Below are 21,436 nucleotides of genomic sequence, written 5' to 3'. Positions count from 1 at the left end.
TTAAATTAATATAAAATTCATTATTAATAAAATTTAACTGCTTCTTCATTCATACATATTTTTTGGCACTGATCCAGCATTGAGTACTTCTGATATAAGTTTATCTGCATCATTATCATTCAATCCCAGCGAAGAGACAAGATATGTTTTAATCTCGTCCCTGGTTTTTCCCGACTTTGCCATATCCTGTATCATCATTGCAGTTCTTTCCACAATGCTTGAATTGAATTCATCCTCAAGATTAAGTGCCTTTACCATTAGGTAAAAAGCAGCCAGTATTGTGTTAAGCCCTGTATTGAGGACATCTTTTGTTAAAGTAGACATATCAAAATCTTCCCTTGCTATAACTTCTTCGTTTATTCCGTCAAGCATGAATTTTACCAGTTCAGTTTTTTCATTTAATATAAGCAGTGTTCTGTATATTCCAAGCCTTGGCTGGTTTTCTATTGTGGCAGTTTCTATTCCTGTCCTGACGATTAAATTGAGGTTCTTTTTTTCATCGTCAATATAAAGAAAAATATTAAATGGAATCTTATCGTTTTGAAGTGCTGTATAATTTCCGGATTGCTTAATATTCCATTTCAGGTCTATTAACGAGTTAGCTTTATCCGATCCTGAGCTGAGCCATTTTATTATATCATCAAGAGTTACCATATATATTAGATTAAAATAAAGTATTTTAAATATGGCATTGGAATTAAAGTGCTTTGTATCTTTTCAATGATACCTCGTAAATGTCACCATTGGAACCAAGTGAATTCAGCGTTTCATCCACTTTCTCCCTGGGTATTCCCTTATTTGAGGATGCAATAACTATATCATCATATTTGCAGCCAGGCCCCATGTCATTGCTGTTGATATATTCAAGTATAAATGCATCAACATTGAAAGCGGGAACAGAAGGTGCATTTTCCGCATTTTCCTTGCTTTCTGGTGCTTCCAAATTATTATCTGGCGTATTTTCAGGCATTGTGGGTGATTCAAAGTTAATGGCTGATATTGCATCCAGGAAAGATGTAAAATTATAATCAGAGTAGAATTCCCTGGCCCTTATGGCATCTTCTGCTTCTTCCTTCGAATATCCAAGATTAGCAAGCGTCTCTTCAGTGGATGCCTCATCCTTCATTGCCTCCATAATACCAAGTATTTTTCTTTTTGCAACGTAGGAACTTCTTATACCCCAGAAGTAACGTTCTGTTTCCGATATGGATTTTATCAGTTCCGGATTTACAGAAAAATAAAAGATGCCCTCATCAGTTTTGAATGAACTTACTTTTCCCATTACCATAACCAGGTCATTTACATTAAATTTATCCAGATCTTCGGCCATTTCGCTGCTGAATCCTGTTTTAAATGCTACCATATAAAATGAACCGATATAATCGGCAACAGTAATCTTAACCATGCGGTCGTCTGAACTTTTGTATGTAATTATTCCAGCTACCAGTATTCGCTTCAATTTTGTGCCCAGTGGAGTTATAACATATGGTCTCTTCTCTTCTCCTTCGAGCCTGTTTGAATCCTTTAATTCCCGTGAAAATACCCAGTATGAGTTCTCCCTCTTTATGTATGCCATTATTTCACCCGCTCATTTAATTCCATATCTTTCATAATATCATTTTTAGTAATCTTACTTATTGAATTAACCCTCAGTGATAAGCCATCCTCGTTTTTCAAAAAGTCCGCATTAATTTTAACGACATGCCCGTATAATTTTTCCTCCAGCATTTTATAAATATCACCGGCATAACGGGGTAATTCCTCCTCCTTTATGCCTATGAATGGAAGAACTGCGTTTTTTCCTGCAATGCACTGTATATATTTTGTTCCATCATCAAATGTAAAATATGAAAATATATCCAGTTTTGTCGGCTTATCAGGATGATCTGGGCATACGCCTGTGGACAGTGGCTTATTGCATTCACTGCAGCGCTTTATAATTCCGCTTTTTGTGCCAAGGGTAATTATAAATCCCATAACAGTAATTCCACCGGCAGGGTTATCAACCTCAGATAATTTATAAAACCTTTCAAAATTCATTTCCTCATTTTCAATAAATGCTTCTGTTTTATCGCCAATAGAAACTTCAAGCTGTTTATTGAATTCAGATACCCTTGCACCAACGAGCCTGTATATTTTTCCGTTTTCCAGCGGCTTTCCAAAGGACGATATTCTTACTTTGGATGTATCATCTTCTATAAAGCCATTGTATATGGTTAAGGTTTGACCGGATTTGTTATATTCTTTTCCAGACATGTTGCTGATTTTACCAGTAACTGAAACAAATGGGTTTTTCGTTGAAAGGTCTATAAGTTTTACTTCTTTATACGTATTTTTAACTTCCATTTCTTCTCCCGGCTTTAATAGAATCTCGGTTTTGGAATCGAAATACAGCCTTATTCTATCGTTGTAAACCTTTGTTTTTGCATACTTTATCTGGATGACATCGCCTGCCTTTATTGGCGATGGAAATTCCCATGCAGTATATGGCAGTACGCCTGTATCATCCCCTACAAGGCCGTAATAATATACAGTATCTCCCTTTGTTGTAGTTATTTCTCTTTTATCAACCGAAAGCAACTTTGCTTTTAATTCGACATTATTTAAATTTCCCTGTATTTCGCCAATCTTCATTTTTTTGTATACCTTATGTTTATTTAATCATTTTCCATACTGGCCAACCATTTCAATACAAGATTCCTTGCGGCGGCAATTTCATCTATTCTTTCAACAGAGGTGTTAACAGGTGCATTTTTCAAATCATCTTCAGGCACAGATAATGCTTTCTCCATTACTTCAATGTAATAATCCATATCTTTCTTTGTTACAGATTCTGTTGGCTCAATCATCATTGCTTCCTTTACAATAAGTGGAAAATAAGTTGTTGGTGAATGTATTCCATAATCCAGTATGAATTTAGAAATATCAAGTGCCTTTCTGCCCGTATTCACTGTTGAAAGCACAAATTCGTGTTTTTTCAGTGTTTTGTATGGTATATCATAGGATTTTGAAAGTTTTTTCGCCATATAATTGGAATTCATTACTGCCCTCTTTGCATTTTCACTCAGGTTGTTTCCATTCTTCAATGCATATGCTAATGCACGGAGTATTACCCCAAATGAACCATTATATGAAGATACCTTCCCTATGCTATTGTTATTTCCATAGTAAAGCGAGTATTTACAATTATTTTTTACAATTACAGGAACCGGCAAAAATTCTTTAAGAAAAGATTTTACAGCCACTGGCCCTGAACCCGGCCCTCCTCCACCGTGTGGTGTAGCAAAAGTTTTGTGAAGATTAAAATGAACTATGTCAAATCCCATTATGCCCGGTGTTGTTATTCCAAGTATTGCATTGAAATTTGCCCCATCGTAATAAAGCAATGAACCATTTTTATGCAATATATCTGCAATTTCGAGGATCTGGCCATCGAAAATTCCCAGTGTATTTGGATTAGTTATCATAAATGCAGCTGTATGATCTGTAATTGCTGCTTTCAAAGCATCAATATCAACAAGCCCATTCTGATCTGATGGCACTTCAACAACATTGAAACCGGCCATGGCGGCCGATGCAGGATTCGTTCCATGTGCGGAATCCGGTATTATTATTTCATTTCTTTTTTCAAGACCTCCATTTGCTTCAAAATATTTTCTTACAATAAGAATTCCGGTAAATTCTCCATGTGCCCCTGCGGATGGCTGCAGTGTTACATAATCCATTCCCGATATTTTTACCAGAAATTGCTGCAAGTTATACATTACACCAAGAGTTCCCTGTATTTTTGATTCATCTTCCAGTGGATGAATATTCTGGAAATCTTTAATGGATGCTGCATAGTCCGCGTATTTTGGGTTGAATTTCATTGTGCATGATCCTAATGGGTACATTCCAAGGTCGACACAGTAATTCATTTCTGAAAGCCTGGTAAAATGCCTTGACACATCCACACTTCTGACATTCGGAAGCTTTAAAAATTTTCTTTTTATTCTTTCAGGGTAACTATCTTCAACATCATTCATATAAAAATCATTGCCAGTGTTAAACTGGTTTATAAAATCCTCATCATAACGAGCCTGCCTGTACATTTTAATCACCTATTATTTTTGCAAGTTCTTCTATGTTTTTATCAGATGTTTTTTCAGTAACTGAGAAAAACGAAGAATTTTTATAACCACTGTATTCGGATAATTGTGACAGTTTAATTCCCCCTGAAACATTATTTTTTCCAAGTATATCCTGCTTGTCGAAGTAGAATAAATTATCTGAGAAGTTAATGCCCTCAAAGACAGGCTTAACTCCATTGGATCCAAGTTCTTTCTTCAGTTTTTTGCTCTTATTCATTGTAATCAGTGCTATTTTTTTTAGGCCATCTGAACCTAAAATAGAAAGGTATGCAAGCGAAGCCACTGCAAGAAGTGCCTGATTCGAGCATATATTGCTCATGGCCCTGGCACGGCGTATGTGCTGTTCACGTGCCTGCAATGTCATAACAAATGCCTTTCTTCCCTGTTTATCCTTTGAAAGTCCGATTATTCTTCCTGGAGATCGGTGCACATATTCTTTTTTAAATGAAAATAATCCCAGAAGCGGCCCACCGTAATTCATATGTATTCCAAGCTGCTGACCTTCTGCAACTGCAATATCGGTGCCATATTGTCCTGGTGGCACTATTAACCCTAGAGATATGGGGTCATAATATGTTATTAAAATAGAATCCTTCTTTATCTCGTTGACATGGAATGCGTTTTCATCAATAAGCCCAAAAAAGTTCGGGTTTGCAACTAATATTGCCGAAGTTTTGTCTGTAATTTTGCCTTTTAAGGCTTCAAGATCCATAAACCCATCAGATCCAAAGCCATATGTAATAAGATTTAAATTCAATCCTGCAGTGTAATTTTTTATTATGCTTAACTGTGATTTATATATGTTTTCAGGAATTAAAACCTCATTTTTCCCATTGATCCTGTATGCCATTCTCACTGCTTCAGCCAGTGATGTAAAGCCATCGTACATGGAGGAATTGGTAACATCCATCTCTGTCAGATCAGATATTATGCTCTGGTACTCAAAAAGCGAGTGCAGAATTCCCTGAGATATTTCTGGCTGATATGGCGTATAAGATGTGAGAAATTCATTTCTTCCTATAATTTCATCAACAAGTGGTGGAATAAACCTGTCATATATCCCATTTCCCAGGAAATTCATATTGTCTGTTATATTCTTTTTGCCCAGATCTTCAATAAGCTGAATCAGGGATAATTCATCTAAAGGTTCTCCCAGGTTAATTGATACTTTCATTTCATCCGGTATATCATTAAACAGTTCATCCTGGCTTTTAATATTAAGATAATTCAATATTTCATCAGTTTCTGACATTTGCAATATCATTAATAAAGAATATTTAAACATTCCACCGGCCAGAGAATAATTTGAAAAACTCAATGTAAACTGTTAATTGCGGATATTTATTTTAATGGCAAAACTCTATTTTTGGTACTGGAACATGCTTAAAACAATTATACGCAAAGGATTCAAATGAGATATATGTCAAATTTTAGTGCAATTTATATTTGTACTTAATTGCAATTAACAATTATGGTACCAAAGACAATGTCGACGCAGCATCCAGATAACGCAATTATGCCTTCATGGAGTTCCAGCAAAAACGTAATCACAAACGAAGATGAAATTGAAGAAGCTTACATAGCTTACAAAAAACTTGGAATAAAAGAAGTTATGTGGGATGCAGAGGGCAAGGATGTTGATACACATGTAATAAGAAAATTGTTCGCAAAGGACAAAGAGTTTTTCCAGAATAATGTTCTGGGCAGAGATATTTTTCTCACTTACAGAGTTCCAAATCCATTAATTGAAGGTGCTGAGAGAAAGATTTTGAATGAAACATTAAACAGCATACCATTGAATTATGATGTTGCAAACAGGATATTCAATAATGGAATAGCACCCATATTTGAGGTCATACTTCCATTTACCACAGATTACAGGAGTATGCTCAATGTAGTAAAATTTTATGAAAAAGGAATCGTAAATTCAGAAAATATAAATCTCTATGAAGATGTATATTCAAAGGATGTAACCGGGGAAGTTTTGCCCAGAAAGATTAATATTATTCCCCTTATAGAAGATAAGGACTCAATTTACAATATAGAATCAATAATTAAAAAATATCATTCAATTGTTAAGCCAGAATATATGAGAATTTTTATTGCAAGATCGGATCCTGCAATGAATTATGGAATGATCCCGGCAACATTACTTTCCAAATACGCAGCATCAAAAATAAGCAAAATCTCAAAAGATACTGGAATGGAAACCTATCCAATAATAGGAGCAGGATCATCGCCATTCAGAGGAAATCTGGGGCCGGAAAATATTGCAAAATCCCTGGAAGAGTATAATTCTTACTATACTTTCTCTGTTCAATCTGCCTTCAGGTATGATTATGATGAAAATGTTGTTAAAAGGGCGATATCGCTAATAAATAAACACGTTCCAGAAGAAACTGAAATAATGGATGTGGAACATGAAAAGGCATTAAAGGCCATTGTTGATATATATTCCAGGAGATTCCAGAGGACTATTGAGGGGCTGGTACAGCCAATTAACGATATCACACTTTACCTTCCAAAAAGGAGGGCAAGAAAATTGCATACTGGATTATTTGGCTATTCAAGGAGTACCGGAACCGCAAGGTTACCCCGTGCAATAGCATTCGTTGGGGCACTTTACTCTATAGGCATACCACCGGAAATACTTGGTATAGCATCATTATCCGAAATGCCTGACGAATATCAAAACATATTAAAAAAATTATACCGCCATATGGAATATGATATCAGAACCAGTGCGAAATATTTCAATTATGGCGCGCTTTCTTACCTGAAAGATATATGGAAGGTAGATGATAATATAATTGAAATGATAAAGGAAGATATTAGATACGTAGAAAATAATATTGGGGTTCCAACAGATACTTCATATAATACCCAGAAACACATATTGTATACAACACTATTGCTTATGGCTTTTAAAAATAAAAAATTCGATGAAGTGCGGCAAAATATTTGTGAACTGGCTCAGTTGAGGAAATTTGTAGGATAATGTTATATTTTTAGTGCTTTAAATTTTTCTATGTATTAATAATTGATATTTTTCTTCATTGGTTAAAATTATAAATAGCAAAAATCGATTCTAATTTATGAAAAGATATCCTAAAATTGCTATTGGCGGCATAATAATAAAAGATAACAAAATATTGCTTGGCAAAAGAAGAGATGAGCCGGACCGTGGTAAATGGGCCATTCCAGGAGGAAAATTGGAATTAAATGAAACACTGGAAGAGGGATTAAAAAGGGAAATGCTGGAGGAAACAGGATTGATTGTAAATGTTGGTGAACTGGCAGGCATTTCTGAAATTATTACAGAAAATTTTCATTATATTATCATGGATTATATCTGCATTCGGGAAGAGGGGTCAGAGAAAGCAGGGTCTGATACTCTGGAACTCAAATATTTTGATATGCAAGCTATGGATGAAAAAATTAATGAGAGTACAAAAGACTTTATAAGCAAGATGTTAAAATCAAAAATTCCAATTCATGTAATTAAAAAATATATCAATAAATAAAATAAATTTAGAAAGCTCTTTTTGTCCTGTTTAATGTTTCGGCTATTCCCTTTTCCTGTTCTGAGAATGCACAAAGCATTGCTTCTATATCATCATGCCCCTCTGCTTTTGCAGCATTGGCAACATTTGTATATTCAGAAACATGCTGTTCTGTTTCTTCTCTGGCCATGTCTGAGATCATTTGTTTCATTCCTACCATGTTAAGGGTTTCGGCTATTCCCTTTTCCTGTTCTGAGAATGCACAAAGCATTGCTTCTATATCATCATGCCCCTCTGCTTTTGCAGCATTGGCAACATTTGTATATTCAGAAACATGCTGTTCTGTTTCTTCTCTGGCCATATCGTTAACAATCCCTTTTACTCCTTCATATTTTACAAGAGTGGCAAATATGGCGTTAAAATGGCCAAGCTCAACATTTGCTTTGCCCCTGAGTTCATTTGCTGTTTTTGCATCTCCCATTTTCTCAAAGTAGCTTGCTGCTGCATTCAGTCTCATATGGTCCTCTGCGTTGGCTGTTAAAAGTTCCTTTAATCCAGCCTCTGTTTTTTCACCTAGTACTGACATTTTCATCAATATTAATAATAATTATGTGTATAAATACTTATCTTTCATATTTATGACAATAATTTACTTCATAAAAACATTTTAACATAAAATGCCGTAACTTTATCCTTGTTTCGTGTTTTTTTATATTAAAAAAGCAAATATGTCATATTATGCTAATCCTCGCAAATCTATTAAAAATTCAAGGTGTTAGGAATAAACAGAATGCATCAGGCAGTGCTGTTATGGCAGTACTCAATTTTAAATCCAATTACTGTATATGGAAATATGGTAATTATTTCAACTCTCAGAAAAATGCATGAAAATACTATTGGATATAGCTATGATGAGTTTATTGAATATGTGAAGAAATTACAGGTGAAAAATTTACTAATAACTTACACTTCCAGGAAAAATTTCGAGGAGCATAAAAGTGGATATCAAGAAATAACACTGCTTGAGCAATTTTTTAATGTTGAATTTCCAGAAATAAATTACAAAAAATACGATAAATTATTAAAAGGAACTCTATCAGAAGTTCATAATGCAGAAGAAGTCACAAAGAAAAATATTGTTGATATAATTGAAACTGTTATTAATTCATACCTGAAAGGGTACTGGAAAGATCCAGAAACCGTTAATTCGGAAGTTACCGACAGCATTTTCAGGGTAAACAATAAATTCATCCAATCCGTAGAGCCGGATTATATTGAAAAATATTGGTTGCCTCTCCATACTGAAATTTATAATTATATTATAGAAGATAAGAAAGATTATGATGCTATAATTTCTGATGTTGAAAACACATTCTTTTATAAAGATAAAAAAATTTATTGAATTATTTTGTCAATGAAATTTCCCTTTACAAGAATCTTTGCCTTGCTAAGATTCTTTGGTATAGTTACAGTTTTAACCATTACAATAGCATTCACATATTTATCGAAAGTTTCATTGTCAATATCTTTAAATGTTAAACTCTCTATGTTTTTAAATATCACCTTTCTGCCAATTTCTTTAAGGTCATCACCTGTAATTTCCAGCTCTTTTATATTCTCAATGAACTGTGAGGAACCTTCCTTCACGCCTTTCATAAATCCTTCGGAAAGATGTTTTGTATTCTCAACAGTACCCATAAATGATTTATAAGCATCATCAGTAACCTGACCTATTGTTTTTCCCGTGTCACTGGAAAGTTTCTGGATTCTCTTATAAATATCTGCACTTACACCTTTAATGGATATTGTCTTTCTTATTACTTCCTCGTCTTCACCATTTTCTGCGTTTTCATTATTTTCTGTTGCCATAATTATATATGGTAATCCGATATATAAGATTACCGGTTTACCATATTTCTACAATTTATCTATAATATCCATTATATTGTCACCGGGCTCTATTCCAAGCTTCTTTGCATTGTCAGTACATGAATTTACCTTACTATTAAGCACATCATTGATATCATTAACACCGGATACCCTGACTGCAACGTCTCCAAGGGAGTTTGCTGCATCTATGTTAAGATACCCGCACATGATATAGCCATTATCGCCTTTTACAATTATCATTGGAGCTTTTTTTCCTAACTTTTCATTAATATACTGATATTTTTTGTTTTTTATTTCTATTTCCTGATTTATCATAATATTATATGCCTATGTTATATAATTAATTTATTAAAAATAATATATTAGCCTGCAATACATAATTATGGCTTCAAATATCAGGATAACTTTTCTCGGCACCGGAGGTTCCATGCCCAAACCTGGAAGAGGCCTGCCTGCAGTTGCAATTCAGGTTGATGACATGCTTAACCTTTTTGACTGCGGTGAAGGAACTCAAAAACAGTTCATGAAAAGTGGCGTTTCTTTTATGTCCATTTCGAACATATTCATATCGCATTTCCATGCAGATCATTTTCTTGGGCTTCCTGGACTTCTGAATTCTTTATCTTTCCTTGGAAGAACTGAAGATCTAAATATTTTTGGTCCAGTTGGAGCAGTAAATTTTATCCGCGGTGCAATGCATCTTGGCTATGGCAAAATCAGTTACAACGTAAACGTTTATGAAACCAGGCCAGGAACTTCATATGATTTTGGAAAATTTACTGTAAAAACTCTTGCAAATAATCATACAGTTCCGTCGCTCTCATATTCCCTGGAAGAGAAGGATCTTGTGAAAATAGACAGAAAAAAGGTTGACCAGGCAGGATTTCCTGTATACAAACTGGAAGAACTTAGAAATAACGGTTCCGTAAAAATAAACGGTAAGGAATATAAATTGAAAGACATGGCAATGGGAATAAAAAAGGGCAGAAAAATTGTATATACTGGAGATACAAGGCCAGTTCCAGAAATGCCAGAATTTGCAAGAGAAGCAGATGTACTTATACATGATACCACAATGGATTCCTCCATGGAGCCCATGGTAAACGAGTATGGCCATACATCAGCCAGGCAGGCAGCAGAAATAGCTTTACAGGGAAACGTTAAAAAATTATTCCTGTTCCATTACAGTTCCAGGTATAATGATCTTGATATACTCTTAAAGGACGCAAGGGCGGTTTTCAGTGAATCTTATTTGAGCAATGAAATGGAACAGTATAATGTTGAAAAAACGGATAAATTGATAAATATATTATAAAATATCAGGCACCGTATTTTTCTGACCGGTCTGAATAGGACATTATCAATGGCATTATATCATTGCTTGTAATTTTATAATATCCGATGGAAACGCTAAGTTCATCAAATGTATTTACATTGTCTTTTATTATTCCATCTGTTGCAAAAAGTATCGGGACAGGATCTCCAGTGTGGTCACCATATGAGCAGGGGGTGCTGTGGTCTCCTGTTACAACTATAAGAGTATCATTCAGCATTTTTGTCAATGGAGCAATTACATAATCAACCTTTTCTATTACCTGTTTTTTTAACTCCGGTTTTTTGTCATGCCCCGCTATATCTGTTCCCTTGAAGTTTATGAGTATAAAATCATATTTTTCTAAAGATGATACAGCTTTTAAAATTATATTATTATAGTTCGTATCTATTCTTCCGGTCATACCGTCAACATTTAGAATATCAAATCCAGCAAGCCCTGCTATACCACGTATTAATGGCGTGCCTGAAATGCATGCGGCATTTAAACCATATTTTTCTTTGAAGGATGGAAGTGCTGGCATTGTCCCGGCACCTCTGAGCATAATCTCATTTGCTGGAAGTTTTCCTTCTGAAATCAAATTTTTGTTCAAAGGATGATTTGAAAGGATTCTTCTTGACCGTTCCAAAAATTTATTTATTACATTTGCCGTAAAATTAGCTTCTTCCGATAATGGCTTTGCATTTAATGGAGGAGAATTAATAGAATGTGGATCTGTGTCAGCAATTTTATCGGACAGTCCATGCCCTCTCATAACCACTGCAGCTCTATGTTCAACTCCTGATTTTACAGTAAATTTTACCCCATCAATCTCCGTTTCAAGTTCTTTTGAAAGTTCTTCTGTATTTCGGATTCTTCCTGCTCTTCTATCAACTATAACATTGTTTTTTACAGATGCATAATTTGCCCTGAATGCAACATCTCCAGGCTTTAAATCGATTCCCAGGCCAAGCGCTTCAAATGGCCCACGGCCTGTGTAATATTCATGTGGATTGTATCCAAGGATAGAAAGATGGGACGTATCAGAACCTGCCCTTATGCCGAATGATACAGGCGACATCAAGCCGGTAACACCCTGCGAAGAAAGATAATTAAGATTTGGCCTGTTTGCTGCCTGCAATGCTGTTTTATCCTGTAATTCCTTATCAGGCCTGTCTCCAAGTCCATCCATTATTATAAGAACAATACGTTTCATAGTTTGTTATTGTAAATTCCTTTTAAATCTTGCGGAAATCAAGATGCTCAAAATGCCATCGTGAGTTCTCAGAAGAACGTTTCCCAAGTATAAGGTACCGGCATAAAAATTCATTATCTATTTTAGAATTTCTTGCCATATTTAGTATATTATCTATATTATCATCATTAACATTTTTTCTTATAAGTGTGATATGCGGCACAAATTTTCCTGAATCTGTACTGTTGCCATCCATGGCATTAATTAAACTTTTATGGAATTTCTCCATTTGAATTGATAGAATCACTTTATAAAATACAATATAAGATTTCTTATCTTTCTTAATTCTTTCAAAATAATCGATGCCGGAAATTTTAAAGCTGAATGGCATTGTATCTTTACAAAGCCTTTTAACAGGTGCTATATCAAGAAACTGTGAATTTTTAAAATATACCATTGTTATATGCACTCCTTTATTGCTTAAAGACCCAGTATAGCCATAAAGATTCTGCAACTTTTTCTTTTTATATGTAATTTTGCGCCTTGTTTTTAAATCTGGTTTTAATATAAGTGTGTATTGCATATTACCTGAACACAGTTTCAAGCTTTCCAAGCCCTTCAATTTTAACTTCTACCTTATCTCCATTGCCAAGCCATTTTTGCTTTTCTGGTGGCATCCCATATATCACTCCTGCCGGTGTGCCCGTGGAAATGCAATCCCCTGGCCTTAAAGTAATAAAGCTTGAAATATAGCTTATGAGCTTCTTAACTGGAAATATCATGTATGAAGTGTTTGAATTCTGCCTGAGTTCGCCATTTACAATTGTTTGTATTTTTAAATTTTGCGGGTCTTTTATTTCATCTATTGAAATATAAGGACCATTGGGATAAAAATTATCCATACTTTTGCCTAAATAGAACTGTGAAGTTCTGTATTGCAGCAATCTTGAACTTACATCATTTCCTGCAAAATAGCCAAGTATATAATTAAATGCATCCTCTTCCTTTACATTTCTTGCTGTTTTGCCGATCATTACACATAATTCTCCTTCATAATCAACTTTCAGCCCATTTCCAGTATTAACAAAAGATCCATTTCCTGTGAAAGTGTTATTTGATTTGGTAAAAACTACAGGAGTTTCAGGAATGCTTTTATCGGAATGCTCAGCCACATGGCTTTTATAATTCAGGCCTATGCAGAGAAGCGTTGATTTTCTATCTATTAAAGAGTCGTAGGTAAAATCATAATCCAGAAAATGCTCTATGCCTTTTATTTCCATAAAATCTTGAGCAGATAGTTCTGAGAGAGATTTAGCCTTAATTCCATAATCATTTAAAAGGGAAATTTTCCCTTCATTGAAAAGTGCAAGATGCCTTTCATTATCAATTATTACAGCCGCTATTTTCATGTATATTTATATTTAAATTATATAAAAATTTATGTACCTTCCTGATAGCTGTTTAAATATTTTAACTGTTCTTCAGTGTAACTGTCTATTTTGAAATTCATTGATGCAAGTGCAATTTTTGCAACTTCTATATCTATTTCCTCCGGTACTGGATACACTTTTTTTGACAATTTTTTTTGGTTTTTTACAATGTATTCAGCTGTAAGCGCCTGAAGTGCAAAGCTTAAATCCATTATTTCTACAGGATGCCCCTGTCCTGCAGCAAGGTTTAAAAGTCTTCCATCTGATATTAAATCAACGGTATTGCCATTTTCCAGTTTATACTCAGTAACCATATTTCTTACCTGTGTTTTTTCAATACTGTTTTTTTCAAGTGAGGAATAATCGATTTCATTATTAAAATGGCCAACATTTCCCATTATTATGCCTTTTTTGGCAACAAGCATGTCATCATAGCTCACCACATTTTTCATTCCTGTAGCAGTAAAAACTAAATCACAGTATCTTATTGCACTGTTCATTTTATCAACGGTAAATCCGTCCATGACTGCTTCTATAGCCTTTACAGGATCAACTTCTGTAACTGTAATTCTGGCCCCCATGCCTTTTAATCTCATTGCAACGCCCTTGCCGACATATCCATATCCTGCAACAAGTGCGTTTTTTCCTGCTATAAGAATATTTGTAGCATTCATAAAGCCGTCTAGTGCACTCTGGCCAGAACCGTACCTGTTATCAAAGAAGTGCTTCATCTGTGCATCATTTACATCAAACATAGGGAATTTTAAAGCACCGGCCTTTTCCATTGCTTTTAGCCTGACCACTCCTGTAGTTGTTTCCTCATTCCCTCCCATAATATGTTTAACAAGTTCTGGATTTGAGGAAACAAGATTTGTAAGGTCTCCACCATCATCTATAATTAAATCCGGGGCAGTTTCTAGGGTCTTTTCTATATTTTCATAATACTCTTTTTCAGATTCACCTTTCTTCGCATAAACCTTATAATTATAATCCTCCTTTAAGGACTGTACTACACTATCATCTGAACTTAAAGGATTGCAGGAAGCAAGGCGTACTTCTGCACCACCCTCAGTAAGCAGCAGTGCAAATATCCCTGTTTTTGCTTCCACATGGAGTGCCATTGCAATTTTTATTCCTTTCAATGGTTTTTCTTTTAGAAATCTTTCCCTTATGCTGGCTGAAACTGGCATATGGTCTCTTGCCCATTTTAATCTTAAAAATCCATTACTGTCCATATTTATCAGATGTGTATACTTTTTATGCTTAAAAGAATTCCTCTGTTTAAAGCAGTAATTGTATAATCTATATCAATTATATCCAGATCAGGAAATAATGACTTGCCTGAAAGCAGCAATCCCGGATTTAAATATATATAAAATTCATTGAATAATTTCGCTTTCAAAAATTGCAATATAACATTAGAACCACCTTCAACAAGTATTCTTTTCATGCCCAGGTCACAGGCTTTTTCCATAATTCTCATTATATCTGTACTGTTTATCATAACAGTTCTGGCACCTGGTATGTTCTTATCTTTTTGTGAAAATATATATGTATTGATACTTCCATCAAATATCCTGAACTTTTCAGACATTTTAAACTGTCCGTCCAGAACTATCCGGTTTGCCGAACCTTTAAGAAGAGGGTCGTCAATAACCACTGTGTTGGCACCCACAAGCACAGCATCAACTGATTTTCTGATTTTCATGACCCGTTTCATGTCATTACTGCTCGATATTTTATAACTTCCAGCTTTGGAAGATATTTTACCGTTCAGTGACATTGCAACGTTGATTATAATATATGGCAGCATGAACTGCAATTCTTATTTAATATAACAATTTTGGGATATTACCTAAAAAATAGTAATAAAATATAAAATAATTTTTATAAGTGATCTATAATTAATAAATAATTATATTAATTTAGTAACTACTTAAATATTAAAATATCATTCATGATGGCTAAACCAATAATTGTGGTGTAAATGCATGAAATTTACGGGAAATATTTACTATAAAGGCAAAATGAGGCGTGGTACGTTGTGTGTTGGAAATAACATTATTGAATTTATAGATAGGATTTCAAATAATGCCCTTAATGGAACTATAATACCCATGCCAGTTAATGCACACATTCATACTGGTGACTCATTTATCTCTGCTGAGCCAGAGGGTTCACTGCCTGAAATAGTTGGGCCTGGAGGTCTGAAACACAGGGAGCTGGAAAGAGCTTCCAAGAAAACAATAATTGGCGGTATAAGTAATTCAAACAGATATATGGAAGATATTGGTACACTGGCTTATTTTGATTTCAGGGAAAGTGGGCTTTCCGGTATCAGCATGGCCAGCAACGCAAGAAAGAGATATATCAGGCCAGTAATTCTTGGAAGGCCATATAAAACCGATAATATAGAAAATATTATCGACGGTTCAGATGGATTTGGATTAAGTTCAATTTCAGATATTGAATATGAAGAGGCAAAAAATACCAGTGAAATTGCAATAAAAAAACACAAAATTATGGCTCTTCATTTCAGTGAAAATATTAGAGAGGATATTGATAAGATACTTGATCTTAAACCTGATTTACTGATACATGGAATAGCAGCGGAAATCGATGATTTAAATAAAATAAGGCAAAGACACATACCTGTGGCCATTACTCCAAGGTCGAATATATTTTATGGTAAGCGCCCTGATTATGGGAAATTTATAAAATCAGGTATTGAATTGATGCTGGGTACAGACAATGTATTCATAACAGAGCCAGATATATTCTCAGAAATGGATTTTCTTTACAGGTACCAGAGATTTAAAACTTATATTAGCCCCGGGCAAATAATGAACTTTGCAATTGACAATCCTTTAAAATTCCTGGAAAAAGCAGGCATTAAAGTTAGCATGAAGTATATATACTTCAAAAACGTTTATTTAAACGAATACCAGATAGTAACTAAAAGACATTATTTTAAGTCAAAAAATATAATTAATTTTGAGTAGTTACTAAAATATTAAATAATTAGATGCAATACTGCACTATGTACTCTGATGCTATTAAATCATTCAAAAATGGAAAACCCGTGCTCATTTTTGACAATGAGGAGAGAGAAGGTGAAACAGATATTGTCATTCCCTCACAGTACATGACAAAGGACTTTGTAAGGATTATGAGGAAAGATGGAGGCGGGCTTATATGCACAACAATACGTGAGGAAGATGCAAATTTGCTTAATATGCCATATATAGAAGACCTGTATAAGCAATCATTGAATATGGACAAATCAATTCTTGACGCCTCGGATATGAAATATGACAAAAATAGCACATTTTCAATTACCATCAATTCAAGGGATACTTTTACAGGAATTTCTGATATTGACAGAGCCACAACAATAAGGCAATTTGCTGAATTTGTAGGCAATATAAGAAAGCAGGGCCTTACTTCATCCGATTTTGGAAAGCAGTTCAGGACTCCAGGGCACGTACATCTTTTGATTGCAACTGAAGGCTATTTTTCCAGGCGCAAAGGGCATACTGAGTTCAGTACATATATGATGGAGCAGTCTGGCCTTATTCCAAGCGCAACAATAGTAGAAACCCTGGATGATAATGGAAAATCGATGATTAGAGAGAAAGCCGAAAATTATGCCATTGAACATGGATATGGCTATGTAACCGGAACGGAAATACTGGAGCACTGGAGGGATTCATCCTGAAAAAAATAGGAATTGTGGATACTACATTTGCCAGGTATAATATGGCATCTTCTGCCATTGATGAACTCTACAGTACTGGTACGGGATTTACAATTAAACGGTATACAGTGCCTGGCATTAAGGATATACCGGTAGCATGCAAGATCCTCTTTGAAGATTACGATTGTGATATAGTAATGGCATTTGGCATGCCAGGACCAATGCCTGTCGATAAAATGTCTGCACAGATAGCATCAACTGGAATAATGGAGGTGCAGTTGCAGGAAAAAAGGCACATAATAGAAGTTTTTGTACATGAAGATGAAGCAAGAGACGATGAAGAACTGGCATGGCTTTCTGATAGAAGAGCCAGAGAACATGCCATAAACGCATACAATATTGTTTTCGATCCTGAAAAACTAACAGAAAACGCAGGCACAGGATTGAGGCAGGGGTTCGATGATAAAGGGCCTGCAGTGGGTGGAAACACTTATTCACACAGGCATTGAGATGATATATATGGATGAAATAAGAATAGGAATAGTTGTTTCGGAATTTAATTATGATATAACAATGATGATGCTGGAAAGAGCGAAAGATTATGCTGATTTTCTATCAGTTAATGTGCATAAAGTTTTTAAGGTTCCTGGCGTATTTGATATGCCTCTAGCAATAAAAAAATTGTTGAAGATGAATGATATTGATGGTGTTGTAACTCTGGGCGCAGTGATAAAGGGCGAGACTGACCATCACAGAATTATTATGGACAATGCGGCCAGAAAAATTACAGATCTATCGCTTGAATATGAAAAGCCAGTTGCTCTGGGAATATCGGGTCCTGGTGAATCTCGACTCCAGGCAGAGGCAAGAATAGAAATGGCTAAGGATGCTCTGGAAAGCTGTGTTAAAATGGTTAAGGCCATGAAGGAATTGCATTGAATCATTTTACAATTTAGAAAAATAAATATTTATTTCTTTATTTCAATTAAAAAAAATTAAATGCTTTTGTTTGATTACGTGAAGATGGGCACGTGGCCTAGCATGGATAGGGCAACAGCCTCCTAAGCTGTAAATCAGGGGTCCAAATCCCCTCGTGCCCGCTTTATGATTCCATCCTTGGTGCAAGAAGGAATCTTCCTTTTATTCTATCTGGTGATTCACTGCCAAGATTAAATTCTATTGTCATGGGATAATCACTTTTGAATGAAATTTTTATTTCTTCGTTTGGTGATATTGATTTCATGAATTTTATAAGATATTCAAGAGGATATGAAGATTTTATCGATTCATTGCATTTAATTTCCTTTAACATATTTACTGGCAAAATCATTTCACTTTCATCTGCCTCTGACATTGACTTCGCTGAAAAGCTATCTGGAGTCATTGTAAGCCTTATAGCATCAGATACATCTTCGGCTGCCCGCAATCCTTTTTCAAAGTCCCCCTTGTTAAGTACTATATAGTCTTCAGCTGTAATTTGTGGTACTCTTGGTGTAGTTATCTGGCTGTTGTCAAGAAGGGATATGCTTTTAGTTATATTGCCAATTTCAAATTTTAATTTTTCCCTTCCCTTTGTAATTACAAAAGAATCATTCCCTGAAGCAAGTTTCAGGATTCCTTTTACTTTTTCCAAATCAAGTGATATTTCTTCTTCTCCTTCTATATCGTATTCAGAAAGAACACTTTTCGGTACGTCTAAAGAAACCATTGCAACATGGGCTGGATCTACAGCACTTACTGTTATTCCCTGCTGGCCAATATTGAATTTTGCTTCAGTAACAACTGTACTCAGCATATCAACTACGTCTTTAAGATTCTTCACAGAAATATTTATTCTAGTCATATAATCATGAATGAATCGGTCTATTATAAATATTCTTTTTGGAAAAACAAAAATAAAGATTAAAATATAAATAAAATTAGTTTAAAAGCCCTCTGGCTTTCATTGCATCAAGCACTCTCTGTACTGCTATTATATACGCTGCTGTTCTCGGATCCGTGTTGTATTTTTCATGTGCTGCAATAACATCCTTTGTGGCTGCAGTCATTTTTTGGTCAAGCCTGTTATAAACTGTTTCCTCTGTCCAGTAATCACCTGTTATATTCTGAACCCATTCAAAATATGATACTGTAACACCTCCTGCATTGGAAAGGAAGTCAGGGAGCAGCAAAACATCGTTTTTATAAAATATCTCATCTGCTTCAGGAGTTGATGGTCCATTAGCAAGCTCAAGAACTATTTTTGCCTTAACCTTTGCTGCATTTTCTCCTGTAAGCTGATCTTCTATAGCAGATGGTATAAGTACATCAACATTTGCTTCCAGAAGGTCTTCATTAGATATGTTTTTTGAACCCGGGAAGTTTTCTACAGTTCCATTCTTTTCTTTGTATGCAAGCAATTCATTGTAATCTATTCCGCTTTCCTTGTAAATTCCACCACTTGAATCAGAAACTGCTACAACTTTGGCGCCAAACATTTCCTTTACAAATTTCACTGCAAATTGTCCTGCATTTCCAAATCCCTGAACTGCAAATTTTGCTTTTGTAAGGTCTATGCCTTTATATTTTGCTCCCTCTTTCAGTACATACATGCCACCTTTTGCAGTTGCGTCGCCTCTTCCCAGAGAACCACCAATTGTTAACGGCTTTCCAGTAATGACGCCTGGAGCAGAATGCCTTACTATTTTCTCATATTCATCCATCATCCATCCCATGATCTGTGGTGTTGTGTAAACATCAGGTGCAGGTACATCTATTTCAGGGCCGATAAAATTGACAATAGCATCTATATATCCCCTGCTTAATCTTTCAAGTTCTGCCTTGCTGAGTTTCTTGGCATCACATATTATTCCTCCCTTTGCACCTCCAAATGGAAGCCCGAGAAGTGCAGTTTTCCATGTCATCCATGCAGAAAGAGCCTTTACCTCAGAGAGATTTTCTTTAATATAATACCTTATTCCACCTTTCATTGGGCCTCTCGCATTATTGTAATGCACTCTGAATCCTGTAAATACCTGTGTTACTCCATTGTCCATCTTGACAGGTATGCTTACCTGGAGGATCTCTTTTGGAGAGCTCAGAACATCTACGCTTGCCTTATCCAGCTTCATAATTTTTGCAGCCTTATCCAGCTGCTCAAGAGCAATATCAAACGGATCTAAATTTTCCATATAAACACCACCTGTAAATTACCAAGGTATAGTTTAAACTTTCCTTCTACACTTATTCATTGTTCCTTGATAACACGCATCCTGCACAAATTAAATTTTTATATAGTGATGACATTATAAAAAATATATGGAAGAACAGGATATAAAAAAAATGCTTGCAATGGACCACGAAATGCTTATGGTTTTACAGCATTTTCAACTTGCAAAGCTCGATTATGCTAAAAATATAAAGATTTATACCAGCATACCGCAGGCCAACGTACAAATTTACATAGAAAGGTTGTACTCCATGGGATTAATAGAAAAATATGACGGTGCATCAGTTAAAAGGACACAGGCAAAGCTGAAAAAGACAAATGAAGTGCATAAACACCACACATATTATGAAATAGCAAATAAAGGTCATTATATACTTAAAGACATGACAGAAAAGGAATATATAAAATATATTAAAATCGAATGCCTGAGATTGCTGTTATTGAAGCGTGAAAGGAAAGAACACCCCGATGAATGCAAACAACTATATCGTATGGGGCTTATGGATAAAAATTATGAACCAACCGAAATGGGAATCATGGTTCTGGACCTTGCTAAAAGAAGGCAGGTAAAGATATTATAAATTTATATATTGTATAATAATACATAATGAAGCGATTGTGGTGTAGCCTGGTATCACAGTGGCTTCCCAAGCCACTAACTCGGGTTCAAATCCCGGCAATCGCATATTTTACCCACAGGTTAAATATAATAAATATATTCAGCACTGCTTTTACATTTAAAGGGTAATTGTAAAGATTTAATCAAAATATTATATAATAAAAATAGAAATATAAAAGGTCAAAAACCATTTCATATTGTTAACCATTTAACTGAAATTAAAAAATAATTTATAAATAACATAAAACTTATTTATGCCTTTTTTATTGCTTTTTTTACAGTTTCATATAATTCCGGGCTAATTTCATTTATTCCATGTGCATTTTTTGCATGGGCCTGTATTACTGGTATTAATTCGTCTATGGAATCAGCCTTTACATCAAATCCACAATCCATTCCTATGTCCTTGCATTTAAATTCATAGCTAATTTTTATCACCATATTATATAATG

At 34.9% G+C, this 21,436-nt stretch carries 25 protein-coding genes and 2 tRNA genes; 11 read left to right on the top strand and 16 right to left on the bottom strand.

Annotated elements, in window-relative coordinates; translation table 11 throughout:
- Positions 1 to 45: 45 nt before the first annotated feature.
- From WKI77_RS01235 to gcvPA, 5 genes are read right to left on the bottom strand one after another with little or no spacing between them, the layout of a single operon-like run.
- Positions 46 to 654, bottom strand: coding sequence for a hypothetical protein (locus WKI77_RS01235; protein WP_337860015.1), 609 nt, complete (start codon positions 652 to 654; stop codon positions 46 to 48).
- A 43-nt stretch (positions 655 to 697) separates the two neighbouring features.
- Positions 698 to 1,576: a hypothetical protein gene (locus tag WKI77_RS01230; RefSeq protein ID WP_337860014.1), complete on the bottom strand. Its 879-nt coding sequence runs from the start codon at positions 1,574 to 1,576 to the stop codon at positions 698 to 700.
- Complete coding sequence (locus WKI77_RS01225; protein WP_337860013.1) at positions 1,576 to 2,634, bottom strand: replication protein A; 1,059 nt, start codon at positions 2,632 to 2,634, stop codon at positions 1,576 to 1,578. Before WKI77_RS01225 ends, WKI77_RS01230 begins: the two co-directional genes overlap by 1 nt.
- Before the next feature lie 23 nt (positions 2,635 to 2,657).
- The gene (gcvPB, locus tag WKI77_RS01220) at positions 2,658 to 4,091 is read right to left on the bottom strand and encodes an aminomethyl-transferring glycine dehydrogenase subunit GcvPB (protein WP_337860012.1); all 1,434 of its coding nucleotides are present in this window, start codon (positions 4,089 to 4,091) and stop codon (positions 2,658 to 2,660) included.
- A gap of 1 nt (position 4,092) precedes the next feature.
- Positions 4,093 to 5,382, bottom strand: coding sequence for an aminomethyl-transferring glycine dehydrogenase subunit GcvPA (gene gcvPA / locus WKI77_RS01215; RefSeq protein WP_337860011.1), 1,290 nt, complete (start codon positions 5,380 to 5,382; stop codon positions 4,093 to 4,095).
- Positions 5,383 to 5,601: 219 nt separating this feature from the next.
- On the opposite strand from gcvPA, the gene ppcA reads away from it, so the two are divergent.
- Entirely contained in the window at positions 5,602 to 7,128 is a 1,527-nt protein-coding gene (ppcA, locus tag WKI77_RS01210) for a phosphoenolpyruvate carboxylase (RefSeq protein WP_337860010.1), read from the top strand.
- 97 nt (positions 7,129 to 7,225) lie between these two features.
- Positions 7,226 to 7,654 carry an NUDIX hydrolase gene (locus WKI77_RS01205; RefSeq protein WP_337860009.1) on the top strand — a complete coding sequence of 143 codons (429 nt, stop codon included), beginning with the start codon at positions 7,226 to 7,228 and terminating at the stop codon, positions 7,652 to 7,654.
- A gap of 7 nt (positions 7,655 to 7,661) precedes the next feature.
- On the opposite strand, the gene WKI77_RS01200 is transcribed toward WKI77_RS01205, so the two are convergent.
- Entirely contained in the window at positions 7,662 to 8,225 is a 564-nt protein-coding gene (locus tag WKI77_RS01200; protein WP_337860008.1) for a rubrerythrin, read from the bottom strand.
- 261 nt (positions 8,226 to 8,486) lie between these two features.
- On the opposite strand from WKI77_RS01200, the gene WKI77_RS01195 reads away from it, so the two are divergent.
- On the top strand, positions 8,487 to 9,035 hold the full coding sequence (locus WKI77_RS01195; protein ID WP_337860007.1) for a hypothetical protein: 549 nt from the start codon (positions 8,487 to 8,489) through the stop codon (positions 9,033 to 9,035).
- Here the strand turns inward: WKI77_RS01195 and WKI77_RS01190 are convergent.
- Together WKI77_RS01190 and WKI77_RS01185 are read right to left on the bottom strand one after the other, a co-directional pair.
- Positions 9,029 to 9,502: a hypothetical protein gene (locus WKI77_RS01190; RefSeq protein ID WP_337860006.1), complete on the bottom strand. Its 474-nt coding sequence runs from the start codon at positions 9,500 to 9,502 to the stop codon at positions 9,029 to 9,031. The genes WKI77_RS01195 and WKI77_RS01190 overlap by 7 nt on opposite strands.
- A 48-nt stretch (positions 9,503 to 9,550) precedes the next feature.
- On the bottom strand, positions 9,551 to 9,838 hold the full coding sequence (locus WKI77_RS01185) for a DUF1805 domain-containing protein (RefSeq protein ID WP_337860005.1): 288 nt from the start codon (positions 9,836 to 9,838) through the stop codon (positions 9,551 to 9,553).
- A gap of 67 nt (positions 9,839 to 9,905) precedes the next feature.
- On the opposite strand from WKI77_RS01185, the gene rnz reads away from it, so the two are divergent.
- Positions 9,906 to 10,838 carry a ribonuclease Z gene (rnz, locus tag WKI77_RS01180; protein WP_337860004.1) on the top strand — a complete coding sequence of 311 codons (933 nt, stop codon included), beginning with the start codon at positions 9,906 to 9,908 and terminating at the stop codon, positions 10,836 to 10,838.
- A gap of 4 nt (positions 10,839 to 10,842) precedes the next feature.
- Here the strand turns inward: rnz and WKI77_RS01175 are convergent, their stop codons facing one another.
- The 5 genes from WKI77_RS01175 to WKI77_RS01155 are packed head-to-tail and all read right to left on the bottom strand — an operon-like array spanning position 10,843 to position 15,273.
- Positions 10,843 to 12,051: a 2,3-bisphosphoglycerate-independent phosphoglycerate mutase gene (locus tag WKI77_RS01175; RefSeq protein WP_337860003.1), complete on the bottom strand. Its 1,209-nt coding sequence runs from the start codon at positions 12,049 to 12,051 to the stop codon at positions 10,843 to 10,845.
- 22 nt (positions 12,052 to 12,073) lie between these two features.
- On the bottom strand, positions 12,074 to 12,613 hold the full coding sequence (locus tag WKI77_RS01170; RefSeq protein ID WP_337860002.1) for a 2'-5' RNA ligase family protein: 540 nt from the start codon (positions 12,611 to 12,613) through the stop codon (positions 12,074 to 12,076).
- Position 12,614: 1 nt separating this feature from the next.
- Complete coding sequence (locus WKI77_RS01165; RefSeq protein WP_337860001.1) at positions 12,615 to 13,439, bottom strand: fumarylacetoacetate hydrolase family protein; 825 nt, start codon at positions 13,437 to 13,439, stop codon at positions 12,615 to 12,617.
- 29 nt (positions 13,440 to 13,468) lie between these two features.
- On the bottom strand, positions 13,469 to 14,695 hold the full coding sequence (locus WKI77_RS01160) for an adenosylhomocysteinase (RefSeq protein WP_337860000.1): 1,227 nt from the start codon (positions 14,693 to 14,695) through the stop codon (positions 13,469 to 13,471).
- Between the two features lie 5 nt (positions 14,696 to 14,700).
- Positions 14,701 to 15,273, bottom strand: a complete 573-nt coding sequence (locus tag WKI77_RS01155; RefSeq protein WP_337859999.1) for a dihydrofolate reductase family protein — start codon at positions 15,271 to 15,273, stop codon at positions 14,701 to 14,703.
- A 178-nt stretch (positions 15,274 to 15,451) separates the two neighbouring features.
- On the opposite strand from WKI77_RS01155, the gene WKI77_RS01150 reads away from it, so the two are divergent.
- The 5 genes from WKI77_RS01150 to WKI77_RS01130 all read left to right on the top strand — a co-directional run bounded on the left by WKI77_RS01150 (position 15,452) and on the right by WKI77_RS01130 (position 18,257).
- Positions 15,452 to 16,462 carry an N-ethylammeline chlorohydrolase gene (locus WKI77_RS01150; protein ID WP_337859998.1) on the top strand — a complete coding sequence of 337 codons (1,011 nt, stop codon included), beginning with the start codon at positions 15,452 to 15,454 and terminating at the stop codon, positions 16,460 to 16,462.
- A 38-nt stretch (positions 16,463 to 16,500) separates the two neighbouring features.
- On the top strand, positions 16,501 to 17,178 hold the full coding sequence (gene ribB / locus WKI77_RS01145) for a 3,4-dihydroxy-2-butanone-4-phosphate synthase (RefSeq protein ID WP_337859997.1): 678 nt from the start codon (positions 16,501 to 16,503) through the stop codon (positions 17,176 to 17,178).
- A gap of 14 nt (positions 17,179 to 17,192) precedes the next feature.
- Positions 17,193 to 17,666, top strand: coding sequence for a riboflavin synthase (gene ribC, locus WKI77_RS01140; RefSeq protein WP_337859996.1), 474 nt, complete (start codon positions 17,193 to 17,195; stop codon positions 17,664 to 17,666).
- Between the two features lie 10 nt (positions 17,667 to 17,676).
- Positions 17,677 to 18,096: a 6,7-dimethyl-8-ribityllumazine synthase gene (gene ribH, locus WKI77_RS01135; RefSeq protein WP_337859995.1), complete on the top strand. Its 420-nt coding sequence runs from the start codon at positions 17,677 to 17,679 to the stop codon at positions 18,094 to 18,096.
- 86 nt (positions 18,097 to 18,182) lie between these two features.
- A tRNA-Arg gene (locus WKI77_RS01130) sits at positions 18,183 to 18,257 on the top strand.
- Positions 18,258 to 18,259: 2 nt separating this feature from the next.
- Here the strand turns inward: WKI77_RS01130 and WKI77_RS01125 are convergent.
- Positions 18,260 to 19,000 (bottom strand): DNA polymerase sliding clamp, encoded by a 741-nt coding sequence (locus WKI77_RS01125; protein WP_337859994.1) that lies wholly within the window; start codon positions 18,998 to 19,000, stop codon positions 18,260 to 18,262.
- Positions 19,001 to 19,076: 76 nt separating this feature from the next.
- Positions 19,077 to 20,327 (bottom strand): Glu/Leu/Phe/Val dehydrogenase, encoded by a 1,251-nt coding sequence (locus WKI77_RS01120; protein WP_337859993.1) that lies wholly within the window; start codon positions 20,325 to 20,327, stop codon positions 19,077 to 19,079.
- Positions 20,328 to 20,454: 127 nt separating this feature from the next.
- Between WKI77_RS01120 and WKI77_RS01115 the strand changes: the two genes are divergently transcribed.
- Entirely contained in the window at positions 20,455 to 20,946 is a 492-nt protein-coding gene (locus WKI77_RS01115; RefSeq protein ID WP_337859992.1) for a DUF2250 domain-containing protein, read from the top strand.
- Positions 20,947 to 20,977: 31 nt separating this feature from the next.
- A tRNA-Gly gene (locus WKI77_RS01110) sits at positions 20,978 to 21,050 on the top strand.
- A gap of 186 nt (positions 21,051 to 21,236) precedes the next feature.
- Here the strand turns inward: WKI77_RS01110 and WKI77_RS01105 are convergent.
- Positions 21,237 to 21,422 (bottom strand): DUF1059 domain-containing protein, encoded by a 186-nt coding sequence (locus WKI77_RS01105; RefSeq protein ID WP_337859991.1) that lies wholly within the window; start codon positions 21,420 to 21,422, stop codon positions 21,237 to 21,239.
- Positions 21,423 to 21,436: the final 14 nt, after the last annotated feature.

Origin of the sequence: Ferroplasma sp., assembly GCF_037442045.1 — an archaeon.
Classification (GTDB): Archaea; Thermoplasmatota; Thermoplasmata; order Thermoplasmatales; family Thermoplasmataceae; genus Ferroplasma.
This window is presented reverse-complemented; position numbering and strand designations above follow the sequence as displayed.